Source organism: Paramicrobacterium agarici, from assembly GCF_002563955.1.
GTDB lineage: Bacteria > Actinomycetota > Actinomycetes > Actinomycetales > Microbacteriaceae > Paramicrobacterium > Paramicrobacterium agarici.
The window spans coordinates 2,284,505-2,305,214 of the sequence record NZ_PDJE01000001.1 but is presented as its reverse complement, the minus strand read 5'-3'; the positions used below and the strand labels follow the sequence as shown (position 1 = coordinate 2,305,214).

At 63.6% G+C, this 20,710-nt stretch carries 20 protein-coding genes; 3 read left to right on the top strand and 17 right to left on the bottom strand.

The window, feature by feature from the left end:
* Positions 1–60 precede the first annotated feature (60 nt).
* The 13 genes from nusB to ATJ78_RS11220 form a co-directional block, all read right to left on the bottom strand.
* Positions 61–480, bottom strand: coding sequence for a transcription antitermination factor NusB (gene nusB / locus ATJ78_RS11280; protein WP_098407679.1), 420 nt, complete (start codon positions 478–480; stop codon positions 61–63).
* Complete coding sequence (efp, locus tag ATJ78_RS11275) at positions 480–1,043, bottom strand: elongation factor P (RefSeq protein ID WP_098407678.1); 564 nt, start codon at positions 1,041–1,043, stop codon at positions 480–482. The genes nusB and efp overlap by 1 nt, the downstream gene beginning before the upstream one ends.
* 95 nt (positions 1,044–1,138) lie before the next feature.
* Positions 1,139–1,567 (bottom strand): type II 3-dehydroquinate dehydratase, encoded by a 429-nt coding sequence (locus ATJ78_RS11270; RefSeq protein WP_098407677.1) that lies wholly within the window; start codon positions 1,565–1,567, stop codon positions 1,139–1,141.
* 16 nt (positions 1,568–1,583) lie between these two features.
* A complete protein-coding gene (gene aroB / locus ATJ78_RS11265) occupies positions 1,584–2,660 on the bottom strand; it encodes a 3-dehydroquinate synthase (protein WP_098407676.1) in 1,077 nt (358 codons plus the stop codon).
* A gap of 15 nt (positions 2,661–2,675) precedes the next feature.
* Positions 2,676–3,170 (bottom strand): shikimate kinase, encoded by a 495-nt coding sequence (locus tag ATJ78_RS11260; RefSeq protein WP_245836295.1) that lies wholly within the window; start codon positions 3,168–3,170, stop codon positions 2,676–2,678.
* 7 nt (positions 3,171–3,177) lie between these two features.
* Complete coding sequence (gene aroC / locus ATJ78_RS11255; RefSeq protein WP_098407674.1) at positions 3,178–4,386, bottom strand: chorismate synthase; 1,209 nt, start codon at positions 4,384–4,386, stop codon at positions 3,178–3,180.
* Positions 4,387–4,443: 57 nt separating this feature from the next.
* Positions 4,444–5,289 (bottom strand): shikimate dehydrogenase family protein, encoded by an 846-nt coding sequence (locus ATJ78_RS11250; RefSeq protein WP_245836294.1) that lies wholly within the window; start codon positions 5,287–5,289, stop codon positions 4,444–4,446.
* Positions 5,289–6,683, bottom strand: a complete 1,395-nt coding sequence (gene mltG / locus ATJ78_RS11245) for an endolytic transglycosylase MltG (protein ID WP_245836293.1) — start codon at positions 6,681–6,683, stop codon at positions 5,289–5,291. The genes ATJ78_RS11250 and mltG overlap by 1 nt, the downstream gene beginning before the upstream one ends.
* Positions 6,684–6,689: 6 nt before the next feature.
* Complete coding sequence (gene ruvX / locus ATJ78_RS11240) at positions 6,690–7,169, bottom strand: Holliday junction resolvase RuvX (protein WP_098407673.1); 480 nt, start codon at positions 7,167–7,169, stop codon at positions 6,690–6,692.
* A gap of 2 nt (positions 7,170–7,171) precedes the next feature.
* Positions 7,172–9,829: an alanine--tRNA ligase gene (alaS, locus tag ATJ78_RS11235; RefSeq protein WP_098407672.1), complete on the bottom strand. Its 2,658-nt coding sequence runs from the start codon at positions 9,827–9,829 to the stop codon at positions 7,172–7,174.
* A 34-nt stretch (positions 9,830–9,863) separates the two neighbouring features.
* The gene (locus ATJ78_RS11230) at positions 9,864–10,097 is read right to left on the bottom strand and encodes a hypothetical protein (RefSeq protein WP_098409339.1); all 234 of its coding nucleotides are present in this window, start codon (positions 10,095–10,097) and stop codon (positions 9,864–9,866) included.
* A 124-nt stretch (positions 10,098–10,221) separates the two neighbouring features.
* A complete protein-coding gene (gene rpsD, locus ATJ78_RS11225) occupies positions 10,222–10,845 on the bottom strand; it encodes a 30S ribosomal protein S4 (protein WP_098407671.1) in 624 nt (207 codons plus the stop codon).
* Between the two features lie 173 nt (positions 10,846–11,018).
* A complete protein-coding gene (locus ATJ78_RS11220) occupies positions 11,019–12,350 on the bottom strand; it encodes a replication-associated recombination protein A (RefSeq protein ID WP_098407670.1) in 1,332 nt (443 codons plus the stop codon).
* A 154-nt stretch (positions 12,351–12,504) separates the two neighbouring features.
* On the opposite strand from ATJ78_RS11220, the gene ATJ78_RS11215 reads away from it, so the two are divergent.
* The 3 genes from ATJ78_RS11215 (at position 12,505) to ATJ78_RS11205 (ending at position 15,276) form a co-directional block, all read left to right on the top strand.
* Positions 12,505–13,284 carry a peptidylprolyl isomerase gene (locus tag ATJ78_RS11215; protein ID WP_098407669.1) on the top strand — a complete coding sequence of 260 codons (780 nt, stop codon included), beginning with the start codon at positions 12,505–12,507 and terminating at the stop codon, positions 13,282–13,284.
* 92 nt (positions 13,285–13,376) lie between these two features.
* On the top strand, positions 13,377–14,606 hold the full coding sequence (locus ATJ78_RS11210; RefSeq protein WP_211288461.1) for a DUF349 domain-containing protein: 1,230 nt from the start codon (positions 13,377–13,379) through the stop codon (positions 14,604–14,606).
* Between the two features lie 88 nt (positions 14,607–14,694).
* Positions 14,695–15,276, top strand: coding sequence for a hypothetical protein (locus tag ATJ78_RS11205; protein WP_143741412.1), 582 nt, complete (start codon positions 14,695–14,697; stop codon positions 15,274–15,276).
* 7 nt (positions 15,277–15,283) lie between these two features.
* On the opposite strand, the gene ATJ78_RS11200 is transcribed toward ATJ78_RS11205, so the two are convergent.
* The 4 genes from ATJ78_RS11200 to yajC are packed head-to-tail and all read right to left on the bottom strand — an operon-like array spanning position 15,284 to position 20,691.
* Positions 15,284–17,527, bottom strand: coding sequence for a RelA/SpoT family protein (locus ATJ78_RS11200; protein WP_098407667.1), 2,244 nt, complete (start codon positions 17,525–17,527; stop codon positions 15,284–15,286).
* Positions 17,528–17,573: 46 nt separating this feature from the next.
* Positions 17,574–18,575 carry a protein translocase subunit SecF gene (gene secF, locus ATJ78_RS11195; RefSeq protein ID WP_098407666.1) on the bottom strand — a complete coding sequence of 334 codons (1,002 nt, stop codon included), beginning with the start codon at positions 18,573–18,575 and terminating at the stop codon, positions 17,574–17,576.
* The gene (secD, locus tag ATJ78_RS11190) at positions 18,575–20,293 is read right to left on the bottom strand and encodes a protein translocase subunit SecD (RefSeq protein ID WP_098407665.1); all 1,719 of its coding nucleotides are present in this window, start codon (positions 20,291–20,293) and stop codon (positions 18,575–18,577) included. The genes secF and secD overlap by 1 nt, the downstream gene beginning before the upstream one ends.
* A gap of 50 nt (positions 20,294–20,343) precedes the next feature.
* Positions 20,344–20,691: a preprotein translocase subunit YajC gene (gene yajC, locus ATJ78_RS11185; RefSeq protein WP_245836292.1), complete on the bottom strand. Its 348-nt coding sequence runs from the start codon at positions 20,689–20,691 to the stop codon at positions 20,344–20,346.
* Positions 20,692–20,710: the final 19 nt, after the last annotated feature.

The window sequence follows — 20,710 nt, the reverse complement described above, 5'->3', positions numbered from 1 at the left end:
CTCTGGACGGCATTAAAGGATGTTGGTCGACTGATCTTATCGCACGGCGACCGCGCGCAGTCACACGCTGCCGGCGGCCTCCGCGATCTTGCCGAGGAGCCCATTGACGAATCCAGCAGATTCATCGGTCGAGAGCGTCTTCGCCGACTCGACGGCTTCGTTGATCGCGACGCCCGTCGGCACCTCGTCGTTATGCAGGATCTCCCACACTCCGATGCGCAGAATCGCACGGTCGACCGCCGGCATGCGGGCAATCGTCCAGCCTTGCGCATACGTTTCGATCTGCTCGTCGATCTCGGCGCGCGTTTCAATGACACCGTCGACGATGTCGCGAGCGTAGAGCCACGAGGCCTCTCGTGCCGGCTCGCTCGCCGCGCGTTGTGCTTCGGCGCTCAGCGCCTCCCGAACATCCTGCTGGCGCACGTCGGCGCTGTACAGAATGTCGATGGCGCGCTTGCGCGCTTTTGAACGTGCGCTCACTAGTCGTTGACGCGACCGAGGTAGTCGCCCGTGCGAGTGTCGACCTTGACCTTTGTTCCGGTCTCGACGAACAGCGGAACCTGGATCTCGTAGCCTGTCTCGACGGTCGCGCCCTTTGTGCCGCCCGTCGACCGGTCGCCCTGGAGGCCGGGCTCTGTGTACGTGATCTCGAGAATCACGGATGCCGGAAGCTCGACGTACAGCGGATTTCCGTCGTGCATCGCGATCGTGATCGACTGGTTCTCGAGCATGAAGTTGGCGGCGTCGCCGACCACGGCGGCGGGAACCTGGATCTGGTCGTAGTCGCTCTGGTCCATGAAGACGAACGAGTCGCCGTCGTTGTAGAGGTACGTGTATTCGCGACGATCGACGTTCTCGAAGTCGAGCTTGGTTCCCGCGTTGAACGTCTTGTCGATGGTCTTGCCTGAGACGACGTTCTTGAGCTTTGTGCGCACGAACGCGCCGCCCTTGCCTGGCTTGACGTGCTGGAACTCGATGACGCTCCACAGGTTGCCGTCGATGCTGAGGACGGCGCCGTTCTTGATGTCAGCGGTTGATGCCATGAAATGGATGTCCGTTCGGTGGAAGATGAGGGGCCGAATGCGGCCCGGCGTGCAAGTTTACCGGCAGCGCGCGACGCCGCCAAAGAAGCACACGCTCAGCGCACGAGCTGCGCCACGGCGAGGCGATACGAGTCGAACCCGAAACCCGCGATCACACCGGTCGCCACGGCCGTCAGCACGCTCGTATGGCGAAACTGCTCGCGCGCGTGCGGGTTAGAGATGTGCACCTCGATGACGGGCACGCCAGACGAGGTCACCATCTCGACGGCGTCGTGCAGGGCGTAGGAGTAGTGCGTCCAGGCCCCGGCGTTCAGGACGACGGGCGTTTCCGCGTCGATCGCTTCGTACAGCCAGCCCAGCAGCTCGCTCTCGGCGTCGGTCTGCCGCACGACGATGTCGTGCCCTCCGGCATCGGAACTCAGAATGCGCCGCAGGTCGTCGAGCGTCTGCGTGCCATAGACCTCGGGGTCCCGTGTACCGAGACGGCCGAGATTGGGGCCGTTGAGAACGAGAATGCGCGTCATGAAAACAGCCTATGGCCTACGATCCGATTTCCTGGTAGGCCGAGAAGAGCAGGGACTGGTCGGGCGCTTGCAAGACGGTGGGCCGTGCGAAGTCGTCGAGAACGATGAACCGCAGCATCCCTGCACGTGCCTTCTTGTCGCGCTGCATCGTGGCCAGCAGTGTCTTCCAACGCCCGACGGGGTACTCCATCGGAAGCGCGAGGGAGCCAAGGATGCTGCGATGACGATCCACCGCGTCGTCCGAGAGCCGCCCCGCAAGGCGCGACAGCTCTGCGGCGTACACCATTCCGATGCTCACCGCGGCCCCGTGCCGCCACTGATAGCGCTCCGTGTGCTCGATGGCATGCCCGAGGGTGTGCCCGTAGTTCAAGATCTCGCGCAAGCCAGATTCGCGGAAGTCCTCGCCCACGACGCGCGCCTTGACCCCGATCGAGAGCTCGACCGCGCGGCGGAACTGCTCGGTTGCGGGATTCGTGACCGCGTCGACATCGTTCTCGATGAGGTCGAGGATCTCGGGCTCGGCGATGAATCCGCATTTCGCGACCTCAGCGAAGCCCGCGAGAACATCGTTCCGCGGTAGGGGCTCCAGCGTGTCAAGGTCGGCGACGACGGCCTTCGGTGCGTAGAACGCGCCAACGAGGTTCTTGCCTTCGGCCGTGTTGATCCCCGTTTTGCCGCCGACGGCGGCGTCGACCATTCCGAGAACCGTCGTAGGAATCTGCAGCAGCTCGACGCCGCGCAGCCAGGTCGCGGCGACGAAGCCGGCGAGGTCGGTCACGGCTCCCCCGCCGAATCCGATGACAGCGTCCGTTCGCGTGAAGTCGGCTTGTCCCATGATCTGCCAGCAGAACGCTGCGACCTCGACGCGCTTTCCTGCCTCAGCATCCGGAATCTCAGCGAGCAGAACCTGCCTTCCGTCTGACAGCACTTCGCGAAGCTCTTCTGCGGCTTTGGCGAGTGTCGGCGGGTGGACGATGAGCACCTTCGCCACGGAGGAGCTCAGCTGCGCGGCGGCCTCCAGCCGGTTCGCTCGGCCGATCGTGACGCTGTAGGGGTCCGTGCCCTCGACGGTGATCTCGGTGGTGTCCGTCATGGTGTCCTTCCTTCGTCAGTTTCTCACCCAGGCGACGATGTCATCGGCGATGCGTGAGATCGGGCCTGATGACGTGTCGAAGGTCGCCGTCGCGAGACGGGCGTACACGGCGCGACGCTCATCGTAGATGCGCTCCCACGCCTCTGGCCCGTTCTTCAAGAGGGGGCGCTTCGAGGTGTCCATGCGCGCGAGCACGGCCTCGGCCGTCACCGTGAGCTCGATCACGGTGTGGCCCTCGAGGAGGCGCTGTGTTTCCACATCGACGACGGCTCCGCCGCCGAGCGAGATGACGGCCTTCGCGGTCAGCGCCTCGGCGACAGCGCGGCGTTCAAGTCCGCGAAAGTACTCTTCTCCATGTTCTTCGAAGATCGCGCTGATCGGACCGTGCTCTGTGACGATCGACTTGTCGGTGTCGATGAACCGCTCCCCCAACGCTTTGGCGACGCGCCGGCCGATGCGAGTCTTTCCGGAGCCCATGGGCCCGATGAACACGAGTGGGAGCTGCTTCACGACCATCTCAGAGCGACGTTTCGGCGGTTCCCGCCGAGCGCAAGGTCGTGGGGATGCTCTCGAGGTACGACTCGAGATTGCGGCGTGTCTCGTCGACCGCGTCGCCGCCGAACTTCTCCAGAACTGCGTCGGCGAGTACAAGGGCGACCATTGCCTCAGCGACAACTCCCGACGCGGGAACCGCGCACACGTCGGAACGCTGGTGGTGCGCGGTTGCTTCGTCTCCCGTGACAACATCGACGGTGCGCAGCGCTCGCGGGACGGTGGCGATGGGCTTCATTCCCGCGTGCACGCGCAGAACGGTTCCCGTGGACATTCCGCCCTCGGTGCCGCCTGCTCGATCGCTCGTCCGATGGATCGAGCCGTCGTCCGTGTAGAGCTCGTCGTGCGCTTCCGAGCCGCGTCGTGTCGTCGTTGTAAAGCCGTCGCCGACTTCGACGCCTTTGATTGCCTGGATTCCCATGAGCGCCTGGGCGAGGCGTCCGTCGAGGCGTCGGTCCCAGTGCACGTGAGATCCGAGGCCGGGCGGAAGGCCGTACGCCAGCACCTCGACGACGCCGCCGAGCGTGTCTCCCGCTTTACGCGCGTCGTCGACCTCTGCGACCATCCGATCGCTTGTCTCTGCATCGAAGCAGCGCAGCGGGTCAGCATCGAGCTGCTCAACGTGCTCGGGGCGAGGCAGCGGCGCGTCGTCCGGCACTCGGACCGGCCCGATCGAGAGCGTGTGGCTGACGAGACGGATGTCGAGCTCAGCGAGGAATGCGCGAGCGACAGCGCCGAGAGCGACGCGCGCGGCCGTCTCGCGAGCGCTGGCGCGCTCCAGAATCGGTCGCGCGGAGTCGAAGCCGTACTTCTGCATGCCGACGAGGTCGGCGTGCCCGGGGCGCGGTCGTGTGAGCGGGGCGCCCCGTCCGCGGGACTTCTCGCTGAGTTCCGTGGGCTCCGGGTTCATCACCTCTGTCCATTTCGGCCACTCTGTGTTGCCGATCCGGATGGCGATTGGGCTGCCGAGTGAGGTCCCCTGAACGACACCGCCTGAGAGTGTGAGCTCATCTTGCTCGAACTTCATGCGGCTGCCTCGGCCGTAGCCGAGTTTGCGACGGGCAAGATCAGCGCGTACGGCGTCGAGCGATACGGGCACGCCGGCCGGGAGCCCTTCAAGCACAGCGATGAGTTCGGGGCCGTGGGATTCTCCGGCCGTGAGCCAACGAAGCATGCCTCTATCTTTCCACAGCGTCGATGACACGGTGACCGCGTGACGCTGTTGCTTCCATCATGCTCGGCCGTCGGCCTCGAGATGCACGGCGTCGAGCATTGCCGCGAGCACGCGTTGTTCGTCGTCAAGTACCGCGTCGGGTGAGCCCGACGCGAAGACGCGCACTTGGAGCAGAGCCTGATGCACGAGCATCCCGAGTCCGTTGATGACGGAGCCGTTGACGTCGTGCCACGCGCGGGCGACGGCGCTTGGCCATGGGGAATACGCAACGTCGAACAGCAGTGCGTGCCGCCGGGTATCGGCCGTGTACTGCTCTGCGGCTTCGCTTCCGCCGGGCAGTGTGCTCACGATCACGTCCGCGTGCGATGCGACGACGCTCGACGACAGCTCGCGAATCGCGAGCTCGACACCGACCTCGTGCGCAAGAGGGAACAGTCCTTGCGCCTTCGCCGGCGCGCGCACGGCGATCTCCACGTGGGACGCGCCGAGCCGGCCTGCGGCGACGAGAGCAGAGGCCGCGGTGGCGCCACCGCCGAGAACGAGAACAGCGTCCGGTGCTCGCAACCCTGCTGCGCGCACGGCGCGCACGATCCCCTCGACATCGGTGTTGAAGCCGGCCACCGGTCCATCGTTCAGTCGAAGAGTGTTCACGACGCCAGTGAGGCGGGCATCGTCATCGAGAGTCTCGGATGCTGCGAATGCAGCCTTCTTGAGCGGCATCGTGAGGGAGAGCCCTCGCCACGCGGCGTCAGCGCTGTTCAGAAACGCCGTGAGCTCGTGCTCGCGCATCTCAATGCGGTCGTAGCTCCACGGCCGCCCCATGACCCGGTATGCGGCCGAGTGGAGGGCGGGCGACTGCGAGTGTGCGATCGGAGAACCGAGAACGGCGAGCCGGTCGCGCATCAGCATCCGTTTCCCGGGTTCTCCGCACACCAGGCGCGCAGCTTCTCGACGGCCTTCTCGTGTTCGGCGTTCGTCGTCGAGAACACCGTCTCTCCGGTCTTGAGATTGACAGTCACGAAGTACAGCCAATCCCCGGCAGCTGGATTGACGGCGGCGTCGATAGCGAGATCTCCGGGGCTTGCAATGGGACCGATCGGAAGACCCTCGTGCTTGTACGTGTTCCACGGACTGTCGGATTCGAGCGCTTCTTTGCTCGACCAGACGGAGTCGCTTCCGGTGTCGACCCCGTATTGCGCGGTCGAGTCCATCTGCAGCTTCATGCCCTTGTCGAGGCGGTTCTGGATGACTCGCGAGACTTTGTAGAAGTCATCTTCCTGCCGAGCCTCTCGCTGAATGATCGAGGCGGTGGTCAGCACGGTCTCGCGGTTCTCTGGTGCGACGTTGGCCTCGTCGAGCGCCTGGAACATGCGGTCGACAAGCGTCTGAATGACGTCGTGTGCGCTCATGTCGGGCTCGAACTGGTACACAGCGGGGAACAGCCAGCCCTCGATCGACGGGGCAGTCTCGGGAATCCCGAATGCCGTCGGGTCGGATGCTGCCTCGCGCAGCTCGTCGAGGGGAATCTCTGTAGCTTCGCTGAGACGCTGAAGAATCGTCTCTCCGGTGATGCCCTCGCGAATGAGCGCCGTGCGCTCCACCTTGTTGTCGGGATCAAGCAGTGCGGAGAGAGCGGCCTGGGCGCTCATCTTCTTCTTGAGCGAGTACGTGCCCGGCTGGAACGTCGGCTCTGGCTCCTGTGTGAGCAGAAGCTGATAAAACGCCTTCGAGGTCTTCGTCACGCCCGACTCGGCGAGCGTCGCGGCGATGTCTGATCCGGTGTCGCCCTCTGCAATGACGACGAGGGTCTCGCCCGTGCCGTCGCCCTCGTAGTCGATCGGCTCCTGCCAGCCCATGACGCTGCGGATCTGAGGCTCGAACGTGTTCCACACGTAGAACCCGCTCGCGACGATCGCCGCGATGACGATGAGCGGAAGCACGGTCCACAGAATCACGCTCGAGCGCTTCTTCGGCTTCTCGGACGAGGCCTGTCCGCGCCTCCGGCGCCGTGCGGCGCGGTCTTCTGCGACGGTCTGCGAGACGAGCAGGTCGAAGCTCGACGTGACGGGTTCCGATGGCGCGCTCTCCCCCGCGTCGTCGCGAGGAGCTCCGTGCGCCGAATCAGTGGTCGCTGTGTCACCATCGGCGGCCGGCGCGTCGTCAGCCGCGTCACTGCTGGCGTTCTCGCGCATGCGGCGCTCTCGCCGCGAGAGAGGACGAGATTCTGACGGCTCGTCGGCGTGCTCGTCGAACAAATGGCGAAGCGGGTCCTCGCCTGGGGTGGGCTCAGTGGGCATTCGTACTCACGATTCCGGTGTTGTCTCCACCTGGACTCCAGGCGGCTCTGACGTCGTCTTCTCGGTGTCGATCGCATGTTGCAGGATGATCACAGCGGCAACCTGATCAATGATCTTACGGGAACGCTTCTGAGAGCGGCCGGTATCCTTCATCGCGGAGTGCGCCGTCACGGTCGAGAGCCGCTCATCCACGAGTCGGACCGGGCGCCCCGCGGTCGTGGCCAGCCGATGGGCGAACGCCACGGCGTCCTCCGTCGACGGGGTGTGCGCACCCGAGAGTGAGAGCGGAAGACCGACGACGATCTCGAGTGCATTCTGCTCGTGCGCGATCTCGACGATTCTCGTCACGTCCGCAGAGCCCGAACTGTCGCGGGCAACGGTCTCGACGGGTGTTGCGAGCATGCCGAGAGGGTCGCACCGGGCAATGCCGATGCGGGCCTTGCCCACGTCGACGCCGAGACGCACTCCCGTGCGAAAATCGCACACGCTCAGCTCGTCACGGCGTCGACAACGCTTGTCAGGGCCGCGGGAATCGCTGCTGGGTCCTGTCCCCCGCCCTGCGCCATGTCGTCTTTGCCGCCTCCGCCGCCCCCGAGAACGCCTGCAGCGGTGCGAACGAGCTGCCCTGCCCGGATTCCCGCGGAACGCGCTGCCTCGTTCGTGGCGATGATGATCACGGGACGATCCTTCACGTTCGCCGCAAGCGCGACGACAGCGGGTTCGCTTCCGAGACGTTCGCGGACGGTCGTGACGAGCGTCCGAACATCGTCGGCCGAGCCCATCGACCCGAGCGACTGCGCCACGACGCGCGTGGCACCGACGGTCTCAACGGTGCCGAGCAGTTCGGGTACACGCTGCGCCTGTGCCTGCTGCTCGTACTCCTTGATCTTCTTCTCTGCCTGCTTGAGGCTCGCGACGAGGTCGGTGATTCGACCGGGAAGCTGCTCTCTCGGCGTCTTGAGCGAGGCCGTGAGTTCGCGCACGATCGCTCTTTCGGCCGCAAGGTCGTCGAAAGCCTCAAGACCGACGAGTGATTCGACGCGCCGGTTCGTCGAGCCGACCGACGACTCGTTCACGAGATTGATCATGCCGATCTCTGAGCTCGTCGACACGTGCGTTCCGGCGCAGAGCTCGCGAGACCACGGCCCGCCGATGTCGACGACACGCACGACGTCGCCGTACTTCTCACCGAAGAGCGCCATTGCGCCGAGCGACTTAGCCTCGTCGAGCGGCATCTCCCGTGTGACAACATCGAGATTGTCGCGAATGGCGTTGTTCGAGATCTCTTCGATCTCCGTGAGGGTCTCGCGCGACAGAGCCTGGTTCCACGAGAAGTCGAGCCGGAGATACCCGGCCTTGTTGTATGAACCGGACTGATGCGCGTTGGGGCCGAGGATCTGCCGAAGCGCTGCGTGAATCACGTGGGTGCCCGAGTGGGCCTGGCGTGCGCCGCGCCGGTACTCGGCGTCGACAACCGTTGTGGCAGCCGCGTCAACAGAGACGACGCCGCGCGTCACGGTGACGGTGTGACTGATGAGGCCCTTGACGGGGCGCTGCACGTCGAGCACCTCGAGCTCGAAGCCGTCGCCGACGATCGTGCCCTTGTCAGCATCCTGACCGCCGGACTCCGCGTAGAGTGCCGTCTCCGAGAGAATGACCTCAGCGGTCTGACCTGCAGCCGCGCTCGTCACGGATTCTCCGTCCACGATGATGCCTAGCACGCGCGAGTCGGCTGTCATCTCGGTGTAGCCGAGAAACTGCGTCTCCCCGAGTGCGCGGAACGCGCTGTAGACGCTGAGATCCGCCACCTGCGACTTCTTGTTCTTCGCATCCGCCTTCGCCCGCTGCTTCTGCTGCGACATGAGCGAGTCGAACGCGTCGCGGTCCACGGTCAGTCCGGCTTCGTCGGCGATCTCGAGAGTGAGGTCGATCGGAAAGCCGTACGTGTCGTGCAGGAGAAATGCGGTGTCACCCGCCAGCACGCTGCTTCCGGTCTTCTTCGACGAGTCGACCGCGAGGTCGAGAATCGTCGTTCCACTGGCGAGTGTGCGCAAGAACGTGTCTTCTTCGCCATACGCTGCCTGGGAAATTCGATCGTAGTCCCGGGCGACTTCGGGGTATGCGGGAGACATGGCATCGCGTGAGGCCGAGAAGAGCTCAGGGAATGTGGGGCCTTCGACGCCGAGAAGACGCATGGCGCGGACGCTGCGGCGAAGAAGCCGCCGCAGAATGTATCCACGTCCTTCATTCGAGGGCATGACGCCGTCGCTCATGAGCATGAGCGACGAGCGCACGTGATCGGCGACAACGCGCATGCGCACATCGTCGTCGTGATCGGCGCCATAACGGCGGCCCGAGAGCTCGGACGCGCGATCGAGGACAGGCCGTACCTGGTCGATTTCGTACATGTTCTCGACGCCTTGCTTGAGGAAGGCGACGCGCTCAAGACCCATGCCGGTATCGATGTTCTTCGACGGAAGCTCTCTGACGATGTCGAACTCGGTCTTGCTGCGCACGTTCTCGATCTCGTACTGCATGAACACGAGATTCCAGATCTCGACGTAACGATCGTCATCGGTGGCGGGGCCGCCGTCTGGGCCGTAGGCCGGCCCGCGATCGAAGAAGATCTCTGAGCTCGGCCCGGCCGGGCCCGGGTGACCCGTCGACCAGTAGTTCGTGTCCTTATCGAGACGCTGAATGCGCTCGTCCGGCAGCCCGGCGATGCTCTTCCACAGAGCGATGGCCTCGTCGTCATCTTTGTAGACGGTGACCCAGAGATCCTTCTCGGAAAACCCGTACCCACCGTCGGACTCCGACGTCGTCAGCAGATCCCAGGCGTACTCGATCGCGCCCTTCTTGAAGTAGTCGCCGAACGAGAAGTTTCCAGTCATCTGGAAGAACGTGCCGTGCCGCGGGGTCTTCCCCACCTCTTCGATGTCGTTCGTCCTGATGCACTTCTGCACGCTCGTCGCTCGCGGATACGGCGCGGGAATCAGCCCGGTCAGGTACGGGATGAACGGCACCATTCCGGCGATCGTGAACATCACGGTTGGGTCTTCGCTCACAAGCGAGGCGCTCGGAACAACCGTGTGGCCCCGCTCCCCGAAATAATCAAGCCAGCGCTGACGGATCTCGGAAGTCTTCATATGTCCGTTCGTTCGTGAATGATGAAAAGTGTTGTCACCGCTTGTTGAGATCGTCGATCGCCGCCTCTGCGTCTTCGACGAGCGAGTCGATCGTCTCTCGCAGCTCTGCCTCGCGTTCGCGGTACGCTTCGGCGACGGTGTCGGTGAACTCACGCATCTTGGCATCGACGTCGGCGAAGAACTCGCGGCCGCCTTGCGTCTGATTGACCTTGTGGGCCACGACGAATCCGGTCGCGACGCCCACGAGAAGCAACAGCAGGTTCTTCATCTTCATCTCCTCGTCGAATGTTCCTCGAAGCCCTCGACAATCCTACCCGGTGCGCTCTGCCGCAGAGCGTCCGCATACGCAAAGGAGGGCCACGGCGAACCGTGACCCTCCGATGGTGCTGTGATCAGCGACCCGAGTAGTACTCGACGACCAGCTGAACCTCACAGGTCACGGGGATCTCGGCGCGCTTCGGGGCGCGAACGAGACGTGCCTGCAGCTTGTCAAGCTCAACCTCGAGGTAGCCGGGAACCTTCGGAAGCACCTCGGCGTGTCCGCCAGCAGCAGCGACCTGGAAGAGCTCGCTTGACTCACTGCGGGTCTTCACGTGGATGAGCTGACCCTCCTTGACACGGAACGAGGGGCGGTCGACGATCTTGCCGTCGACCATGATGTGGCGGTGCACGACCATCTGGCGGGCCTGAGCGGTGGAGCGTGCGAAGCCGGCGCGCAGAACGAGGGCATCGAGACGTGACTCGAGGATCTCGACGAGGTTCTCACCTGTCAGGCCCTTGTGGCGTCGTGCCTCTTCGAACGCGATCTTCAGCTGCTTCTCGCGAATGCCGTACTGGGCACGGAGACGCTGCTTCTCCTTCAGGCGAACCGAGTAGTCGGAATCTGCCTTGCGCTTGGTGCGGCCGTGCTCACCAGGAGCATAGGGACGCTTCTCCATGTGGCGCGCGGCCTTCGGGGTCAGGGCGACGCCGAGTGCGCGCGAGAGGCGCGTCTTTGAACGGGACGTGTTTGACACGGTGTCCTTTCGGTATGAAATCTCTAACAGTGCTTTGCGAGCGCGCGTGAGCGCACGGCAGGGCAGAGGGATTGGCCAGGTCGTTCGGCTACAGAACGGCTCCCATCACGCGATCGAGCTCGCAGCCGCTCGTGCTCGTCGGTTTAGGCCAACGAATAGCTTAGCACGCGCAGTCAGGACTGTGAGCCGCGGATGATACGCAGGAGCTTCTGCAATCGCGTCGAGACGTCGCGTTCGTTGCCGTGCTGCGTTGGCCGGTAATACTGGCGGTCGACGAGCTCATCGGGAAGGTACTGCTGGCGGGCGACCCCGAGTTCTGCATCGTGGGGATAGACGTAGCCCTTGCCGTGTCCGAGCCGTTTCGCTCCGGGGTAGTGTGCGTCGCGCAGATGCAGTGGCACTCGACCGATCCGTCCGTTTCGAACATCGGCGATCGCTTCGTCGATGCCGAGATACGCCGCGTTCGATTTCGCCGCGGTCGCGAGGTAGACAACAGCTTCCGCGAGGGGAATCCGCCCTTCCGGCATCCCGATGAATTGAACGGCGTGCGCGGCAGAGACCGCGACCTGCAGTGCCGCAGGATCAGCCATGCCGACGTCCTCCGATGCTGAGATGACGATGCGGCGGGCGATGAAGCGGGGGTCTTCGCCGGCCTCGATCATGCGTGCCAGGTAGTGAAGCGCGGCATCCGGATCGGAACCTCGAATGGACTTGATGAACGCGCTGATGACGTCATAGTGCTCGTCGCCGTTCTTGTCGTAGCGGAGGAGAGCGCGATCGACAGCCTGGGAGACCGTATCGGCCGTAATCACGGGCGAGTCTGAGTCGGCGGATGCTGAGACGGCGGCTGCTTCGAGGGCGGTGAGCGCGCGCCTGGCGTCGCCCGAGGCGAGTCGAATGATCGCGTCGCGTGCGTCGTCGTCGAGGCTCACACGATCGCCGAGCCCCCGTTCGTCGTGTGTTGCCCGATCGACGAGTTCACCGAGGTCGTCGTCGGTGAGCTGCTGAAGGGTGAGCAGCAGCGAGCGAGAGAGCAGCGGCGAGATCACGGAGAACGAGGGGTTCTCGGTTGTCGCCGCGACGAGGATCACCCATCCGTTTTCGACTCCCGGAAGCAGGGCGTCTTGCTGCGCCTTCGTGAACCGGTGGATCTCGTCGAGGAAGAGCACGGTCGAAAGCCCGTAGAGGTCTCTGCTGTTGAGCGCCTCTTCCATAACGCGACGGACGTCCTTGACCCCCGCCGTGACGGCAGACAGTTCAACGAACCGGCGTCCGGACGAATTGGCAATGGTCTGCGCGATCGTCGTCTTGCCTGTCCCCGGCGGACCCCACAAGATCACCGACACTGAGCCGGAGGTTCCTCCGGAGTCGCTCGCGAGAGCCACGAGGGGTGATCCTGGCGCGAGCAGGTGCTTCTGTCCCACGACCTCGTCAAGACTGCGCGGTCGCATGCGCACGGCAAGAGGCACGTTGGACTGCTGGTACGCCGCACCGGTGTTCGCCATTCCGTCAGGCTATCGGCTCCGCCTGACAGACATGACGGTAAGCTTTGCACCGCGCGACCGCTCCCGAAGTAAAGTTCTTCTGGGTAACGCCGCAGTCTCGCTCGCGGCGGACCGGCCGCGCACCCGGGCGTCGGCCAACACGTTGGAGGAATCTGTGGCCCCTAGCAAGCAGGACGAGAAGAAGGCACGTCTCGATCGCAATCGGCTTCGCGCGTATCAGGCGCGCCAAACGGTGCACGACCACCGTCGCAAGCGCCGCGTTCGTGACAACTGGATCGCCGGCGTGCTCGTGGTTCTGGTGGCTGTCGGCGTGAGCTTCGCCCAAGTGTTCTACTTCGCGGAGGGCCCTGGCAGCCCTGAGGCCAGCACGACGCCGACGCCGACAGCATCCGCTTCGCAGTATTCGAAGCCTGACGCCTCTCTCGCAGAGAACCGCGAGTGGACGGGCCAGATGACGATCAACGATATCCCGCTGAACATCACTCTCGACGGCGCTGCCGCACCACAGGGCGTGTCCAACATGATCTACCTGAGCCAGGAAGGCTTCTACGCCGGGCTCAGCTGCCACCGCCTCACGACGACAGAAGGCTTCGGCGTTCTTCAATGCGGGGATCCGAACGGTGACGGCACCGGAGGCCCCGGCTACAGCTGGGGGCCGATCGAGAACGCTCCCCAAGATGACTTCTACCCCGCGGGCACGATCGCGATGGCGCGACAGGGCAACAACGGCGAGAGCATGGGCAGCCAGTTCTTCATCGTCTACGAAGACACGACGATCCCGTCGGATCAAGCCGGTGGATACACCGTTCTGGGAACCGTGACGAGCGGACTCGACGAACTCAAGAAGGCGGTGGTCGACGAAGGAACGGCCGACGGCTCTGCCGACGGCCCCCCTGCCGTCGAAACGGTCATCAACGGCATAACGGTTGAGTAGAGACCGCCCCGGTACTTCACACCGCATAATAGGCTGGAAACTCAGTTCCGCACGACCGTGAGCGCGGTCACGAAACAACTAGGTAGAGGCACGTGGCAGAGACACAAGAACAACCGTGGGGTCGCGCAGACGAGACTGGAACGGTGTTCGTTCGCGAGGGCGACGCCTGGCGAGAGGTCGGGCAGTTTCCCGACGGTACGCCAGACGAGGCTCTCGCGTACTTTGAGCGCAAGTTCACCGATCTCGCAGGGCAGGTCACCCTGCTCGAGCAGCGCGCCAAGCGCGGAGCGCCGGCAAAGGATATTGCCAAAGCCGTCGCCAATCTGACCGAGAACCTTCGCGAGCCGAGCGCGGTCGGAGACGTCGAGTCGCTGCGTGCACGAGTAGCCGCGCTTGATACGACCGTCGATGAGTTGAGTGAACAGCAGCAGGCCGAAGCGGACGAAGCGCAGAAGCAGGCGATCGCCGAGCGCGAGTCGATCGTCGAAGAGATCGAAGCTCTCGCCGCACTCGATCCCGCTCGCGTGCAGTGGAAGCAGATGACAACTCAGGTTGCTGATCTCTTCGCGCGCTGGCAGGCGCATCAGCAAGACGGTCCTCGACTGCCGAAGGCTCAGGCGAATGCGCTGTGGAAGCGATTCCGGACGGCGCGCACGACCATCGAGCAAGAACGACGCGCCTTTTTCGCTGAACTCGATGCTCAGCATCGCTCTGCCAGGCAGCGTAAGCAGGAGCTCATCGAACAGGCCCAAGCCTTGGTGCCGCGGGGCGTCGACGGCGTTCCTGGGTACCGTCGTCTGCTTGACGATTGGAAGCGCGCCGGTCGGGCCGGCAAGAAGCACGACGATGCGCTCTGGGCGCGGTTCAAGGCGGCTGGAGATGAAATCTACGCGGCCAAAGCCGAAGTCGACGCGCGAGACGACGCCGAGTACAAAGAGAACTACGACAAAAAGCTTGAATTGCTCGGAGAAGCTGAGCCGATTGCCGATGAACAGGACCTCGACAAGGCGAAGTCGCAGCTGCTCGGCATTCAGAGGCGCTGGGAAGAGATCGGCCGTGTCCCGCGCGACAAGGTGAAGAGCGTGGAAGAGCGCCTGCGTCGCATCGAGCAGGCCGTGCGCAAACGCGACGAAGACAACTGGCGAAAGAACAACCCCGAGAAGAAGGCGCGCACCGAGGGGCTCGCGTCGCAGCTTCACGATTCTTTGTCGAAACTCGAGGCAGAGCTCGACGAGGCGAAGTCGGCCGGAGACCACAAGCGCGCCGATGAGGTTGCAGAGACGCTGCGCACGCAGAGGGAGTGGCTGAAGGCGCTCGACTAGCTGTCCACAGAGGGCGTCGTTGCCGCGCATTCTCCACACCCGTGGGCGTGCCTGCACTGCAGCGGCGGGATTCAGTGACCATGGAGTCGTGACCCGTTTGATTCCGCCCGTGCTCTATGGCTCCGACCTGCCGATCGCCGTTCTCAGCGCAGCGAGGCTCGATGGTCTGCTGTGGGGAGTCCATGAGGGATATTGCGCCGTCGACGAACCTGACAGGCCAGAACTGAGAGCTCTCGCGCTCGCCCCTGCTGTGAACGAGCATGACATCGTCGTGGGCAGAACCGCCGCGTGGGTGCACGGTGCAGGAACCGCTGTCATCGGCGCGCTTGAGTTGAGGCCCCGGACACGGCCCCCAGGGGCGTGGAGGGCGGGAGTCCGCTATCGGGAGATCAGCGTCCATGCGTCAGAGGTCACGCGGTTCGGAAAAAGCAGTCCTCTCGTGACGACACGTTCGCGCACGATCAGCGACATCGCGATCGATGTGCACCGGACGGTTCATGACATCGATCTCGTCCTCTCCCTGTGCGACAACGATCCAGATGTCGTGCGTGCTTGTGCGAACGACCTGGCAGCAGCCCGCCGTCGACCGGGAAAGACGGGAGGTCTTGAGTTCTTCGCGCGCGTGATCTCTGCTGCTGAACGAGGCCAGCAACGCCCTGAAGCGGCGTAACAGCGACTCAGCCTCCGTTGACGCGGTACACGTCGTACACGGCATCGACCCGTCTCACGGCGTTCAGCACGCGCTCGAGGTGAGTCGTATCCCCCATCTCGAACACGAACCGGCTTATCGCCAATCGGGCGTTAGACGTCGTGACGGTCGCCGAGAGAATGTTCACGTGATGTTCGCTGAGCACGTGAGTGATGTCCGAGAGCAATGCCGCCCGATCGAGAGCCTCGACCTGGATGTTTACGAGGAACAGCCCCTTGGAGGTCGGCGCCCATTCCACGTCGATCATCCGTTCCGGCTCCCGCACAAGCGACTGGACGTTGTGGCAGTCGGATCGGTGCACCGACACGCCTGAACCGCGAGTGACGAAGCCGACGATCTCGTCGCCGGGCACTGGCGTGCAGCATTTGGCGAGCTTGACGAGGATGTCGGGCGCTCCCCTGACCAGGACTCCGGATTCGCTGTTCGTCTGGCGACCCCGTGGCCGCCCGCGCACCGGCATGTCGACAACAGTGTGTTCGGACTCGGCGTCTCCGTGCACGATCGCCGCGATCTTCTCCAGAACCGACTGTGTGGAGACGTGTCCCTCTCCCACAGCCGCGTACAGCGCAGAGACGTCGTTGTAGTGCAGCTGCGAGACAACCTCGTTGAGCGAGTCCAAGTGCTGCAGCGGAAGGTTCTGCTTGCGGAATGCTCGCGCAATAGCATCCTTGCCCTGCTCGATCGCCTCGTCTCGGCGTTCCTTCGTGAACCACTGCCGGATCTTGCTGCGGGCGCGAGGACTCTTGACGAAACCGAGCCAATCCTGGCTCGGGCCGGAGTCCGGGTTCTTCGAGGTGAACACCTCGACGACGTCCCCACTGGCGAGAGCGGTCTCCAGGGGCACGAGCCGACCGTTGACTCGGGCGCCCATGGTGCGGTGGCCCACCTCGGTGTGCACCGCATAAGCGAAGTCCACCGGGGTCGCGCCGGACGGAAGCCCGATGACGCGGCCCTTAGGCGTGAAGACGTAAACTTCCTTGGCGCCGATTTCGAAGCGCAGAGAATCCAGGAACTCGCTTGGATCTGCGGTCTCTGCCTGCCAGTCCGAGATGTGGGCGAGCCATGCCAGGTCGGTGTCCGACGACGGGCCGGAGCCCTTGCCCCCGTTCATCCGCTCTTTGTACTTCCAATGAGCGGCGACACCGTACTCGGCGTGCTGGTGCATTTCGTGGGTGCGGATCTGGATCTCGACGGACTTTCCCTCCGGGCCGATCACCGTCGTGTGCAGCGACTGATACAGGTTGAACTTCGGTGTCGCGATGTAATCCTTGAACCGGCCGGGAATCGGCGTCCAGCGCGCATGGATGGCCCCGAGCACCGCATAGCAGTCGCGGACGCTGTTGACGAGCACGCGGATGCCGACCAGGTCGTAGATCTCGTCGAAGTCGCGGCCGCGCACAACCATCTTCTGGTAGATCGAATAGTACTGCTTGGGCCGGCCAACGACCTTTCCGCGAATCTTCTGGGCCTTGAGGTCGTCGTTGATCGCGTCGATGACCTGCTGGATGAAGTGTTCCCGCTGCGGCGTGCGCTGCTTGACGAGGCTCTCGATCTCGGCGTAGATTTTCGGCTGCAGAACTGCGAACGACAGATCCTCGAGCTCCCATTTGATGGCCTGGATTCCCAGCCTGTGCGCGAGCGGGGCGTAGATCTCGAGTGTCTCCGTCGCCTTCTTCGCTGCTTTCTCCGGCGGCATGAAGCCCCAGGTTCGGGCATTGTGGAGGCGGTCCGCGAGCTTGATGATCAGAACGCGAATGTCCTTCGACATCGCAACGATCATCTTGCGAACGGTCTCTGCTTGCGCCGCCTCGCCGTACTTGACCTTGTCGAGCTTCGTGACGCCGTCGACGAGCATCGCGATCTCGTCGCCGAACTCCGCCCTCAGCTCGTCGAGCGTGTACTCCGTGTCTTCGACGGTGTCATGCAGGAGCGCAGCAGCTATCGTCTTCGAGCCGATGCCGAGATCCGCGAGAATCTGGGCGACCGCCACGGGATGTGTGATGTACGGCTCTCCGCTGCGCCGCTTCTGCTCCCTGTGCGCCTTCTCCGCCACCGTGTAAGCGCGCTCGATGACCGAGACGTCAGCCTTGGGCTGGTGCATGCGCACCGTGCGAATAAGCCGATCCACGGCGCCGACGGGCTGCGCGCGCGAGAAAATGCGCGGCACGAGCCGACGCAGCGACGCTGACTGAGGAGTCGTCGTCTCTGTCATCGCGGATCACCTCCTTGAGCTCTCAAGGATACTGCTCCGGAGCGGGCTAGCTGACCGGCTCGGCGCGTGATGCCCTCTCTCGTGCCGCGAGCACGCGCGCATCGCGCTTCTTGATGTCCGGCTCGTTCTGACGGAACAGTGCGTACAGGGGCGCTCCGACGAAGATCGTCGAGTACGTCGCGACGATGATTCCCACGAAGAGCGACAGCGAAATGTCGCGCAGGGTCTCTGCTCCCAGAAGGAAGTCACCGATCACGAGGATCGCCGCGACAGGCAGCGCGGCGACGACGGACGTGTTGATCGACCGCACGAGCGTCTGGTTGACCGCGAGGTTCACAGATTCTGAGAACGTTCGAGGCGAGTCCTCACCGTCTTCGTGCGTGTTCTCACGAATCTTGTCAAAGACCACGACGGTGTCGTAGAGCGAGTACCCGAGAATCGTCAGGAATCCGATGACTGCCGCTGGAGTGATCTCGAAACCGGATGCTGCGTAGACACCGAGAGTGATCACGAGCACGTCGGCGAGCGTGATGATCGCCGCTGCCGACATCTTCCACGTTCTGAAGTACAGCGCCATGATGATGAACGTCAGCACGAGGAATATCACAAGGGCGGTCAAAGACATTCGGGTGACGTCGCTGCCCCACGTCGCGCCAACAAAGTTTGTATTGACGTCGGAGGTGTCGACCCCGTAAGACTCGGCGAGGATCCTCGTGATCTCGTGCGTTTGGTCGGCCGTCAGCTGGTCGGTCTGCACGCGCACGCCGTCTTCGCCGACGATCACGACACGTGCCACGGCGTCGGGAACGACCTCCGCGACAGCATCCGTCGCAAGATCCTGGTTCGTGCTCTGAGCGTTGGAGATGGAGAATTGGGAGCCGCCCGTGAACTCGATCCCGAAGTTGAAGCCGCCCTTGATGATCGGGGTGAGGATCGACGCAATCACCAGAAGGGCGGCGATCGAGAACCACACGCGGCGGTTTCCGACAAAGTTGACGGAGCGCTTTCCCGTGTAGAGGTCGTTTCCGAATCGAACGAAGCTGGCCATCAGGAATCCTTCTCGTCGTTCTTCGCGGAGCCGGTAGAAGCCAGTTCGGCCTTCTTCCGCTCGGCGATCGTCTGGCGCTTCTGAGCTTCCTTGCTTGAGGACGCGATCTTTGAACGCTTGGCTGACACCGGAGTTCGAAACTGCGCTCTGCCGCGGTACACCGCACCGAGCGCTTCTGGGTCGAGCCCGGAGAGCGGATGCCCACTCGAGAAGAAGCGCGTCTTTGCAAGAAGCTGCAGCATGGGGTGCGTGAAGATGACGACGACAAGGACGTCGATGATCGTGGTCACGCCGAGCGTGAATGCGAAACCGCGCACATTTCCCACGGCGAGCACATAGAGAACGACGGCCGCGAGGAGGTTGATGCCCTTAGCCGAGTAGATCGTGCGTGCCGCGCGCTTCCAGCCTGCCTCGACAGCGGATTCGAGCCCTCGCCCATCGCGGAGCTCGTCGCGTATTCGCTCGAAGTAGACGATGAAGGAGTCCACAGTGAAGCCGATTGCGACGATCAGGCCGGCGATGCCCGCGAGCGACAGACGATACCCCTCTCGCCAGCTGAGAATCGCGATCACGAGATAGGTCAGTGCCGCGGCGATGACGAGCGACAAGATCGTCACGAAGCCGAGGAGCCGGTATTGGAACAGCGTGTAGATGACGACGAGCAGCAGTCCGATGAGGCCGGTGATAAAGCCGATTTCAAGCTGAGCAGAGCCGAGGGTCGCGGAGATCTGGTTGGAGCTGAGCTCCGTGAAGTTGATGGGAAGCGCGCCGTATTTCAGCTGATCGGCGAGAGCCTTAGCTGAGTCCTCTGTGAAGTTTCCGCTGATCTGCGCCTTACCGTCGGAGATCACGGCCTGCGACCTCGGGGCCGAGATGACCTCTCCGTCGAGGACGATCGCGAATTGGTTCTTCGGCGACTCGGCACCCGTCAAGCGCGACGTCACGTCGGCGAATGCCTTGGCACCCGTGCCGTCGAACTCCAGGTTGACGACCCACTGCCCGGTTGTCGCGCCTGTCTGCGTCTGTCCCATTCCGGCAGAGGCATCGCTGATGTGCGCGCCTTCCACCTCGACAGGTCCGAGAATGTACTTCACCGTGCCGTCGGCCTCGCACGCAACAATGGCTTCGTCTTCTGGCGCGTTTGCTGCTTCGGCTCGTTCGGCATCGCAGTCGAAGGCCTGGTACTCCTGCTGGAGCCGGGGCGTGATCCAGCTGTCATCGCTGGCATTCGTCGGCGATGCGGTTGGCTCGTCTGGCACCGTCGGCTCCGGCGACGGGTAAGGTGTGGCCTGGCCATCTTCACCGACGAACTCATTCGACGGCTCACCCGCAACGAGAACGGGTCGGAAAGAGAGCTTTGCTGTCGACGTCACGCGGTCGCGAGTCTCCTGGTCGGCGACGCCGGGAATCGCGACGACGATGTTGCGTCCGCCCTCCGTTGTCACCTCGGCTTCCGTGACACCCGAGGCGTTGACCCGCTGTCGAATGATCGACACCGCCTGGTCAAGCTGCTCCTGCGACACAGATGAGCCGTCCTCGACTTCTGCCTCGAGGATGATCTGTGTCCCGCCCTCGAGATCGAGCGCGAGCTTCGGGATAAACGAAGCGCCGCCCCAGAGCACACCGCCCGTCAGGACTGCGAGCAGCACGAGGATGATGAAGCCCAGCCACGAAAGTGACCTCGTGGCCTGTCGGGTCGGTGTGGAGCGTGGAGACACCTATGTACTCAGCTTTCTAGTTGCGGGATGCCTGGCGCCTCGAGAAGGGCCTACGCGTTGTCGGACTTGTTGTCGCCATTCGACGAGCTGTCTTGCGCGTCGTCGGTTTCGGTCGTGTCGTCCGTCGCGTCCTCATCGTCATTGTCGGCGGCATCATTTGTGTCTTCGACAACGCGCGCAATCGTCTGACGGTGCACGGTGAGCACAACACCGGGCCCGGTCTGGAGCTCCACCTTGTTGTCTTCGTCATCGATCGACACGATCGTGCCGAAGAGCCCGAAGTTGGTCATGACGTCAGCACCCGGAGCTACCTTGGACTGCAGCTCCTGCTGCTCGCGCTTGCGCTTCTGGCTGTTCCGGAACATGAAGAAGATCAGAACGGCCAGGATGGCCAACATAGCAAGAGTTAACGGGTCC

Bases quoted from the DNA above. Each gene is read 5' to 3' on its own strand.
- efp (WP_098407678.1), bottom strand. From the start codon at position 1,043: ATGGCATCAACCGCTGACATCAAGAACGGCGCCGTCCTCAGCATCGAC.
- ATJ78_RS11270 (WP_098407677.1), bottom strand. From the start codon at position 1,567: ATGACGCGCATTCTCGTTCTCAACGGCCCCAATCTCGGCCGTCTCGGT.
- aroB (WP_098407676.1), bottom strand. From the start codon at position 2,660: ATGACGGACACCACCGAGATCACCGTCGAGGGCACGGACCCCTACAGC.
- aroC (WP_098407674.1), bottom strand. From the start codon at position 4,386: ATGCTTCGTTGGCTCACGGCCGGAGAATCCCACGGCCCCGAACTCATC.
- ATJ78_RS11250 (WP_245836294.1), bottom strand. From the start codon at position 5,289: ATGCGCGACCGGCTCGCCGTTCTCGGTTCTCCGATCGCACACTCGCAG.
- mltG (WP_245836293.1), bottom strand. From the start codon at position 6,683: ATGCCCACTGAGCCCACCCCAGGCGAGGACCCGCTTCGCCATTTGTTC.
- alaS (WP_098407672.1), bottom strand. From the start codon at position 9,829: ATGAAGACTTCCGAGATCCGTCAGCGCTGGCTTGATTATTTCGGGGAG.
- ATJ78_RS11230 (WP_098409339.1), bottom strand. From the start codon at position 10,097: ATGAAGAACCTGCTGTTGCTTCTCGTGGGCGTCGCGACCGGATTCGTC.
- ATJ78_RS11220 (WP_098407670.1), bottom strand. From the start codon at position 12,350: ATGGCGAACACCGGTGCGGCGTACCAGCAGTCCAACGTGCCTCTTGCC.
- ATJ78_RS11200 (WP_098407667.1), bottom strand. From the start codon at position 17,527: ATGACAGAGACGACGACTCCTCAGTCAGCGTCGCTGCGTCGGCTCGTG.
- secF (WP_098407666.1), bottom strand. From the start codon at position 18,575: ATGGCCAGCTTCGTTCGATTCGGAAACGACCTCTACACGGGAAAGCGC.
- yajC (WP_245836292.1), bottom strand. From the start codon at position 20,691: ATGTTGGCCATCCTGGCCGTTCTGATCTTCTTCATGTTCCGGAACAGC.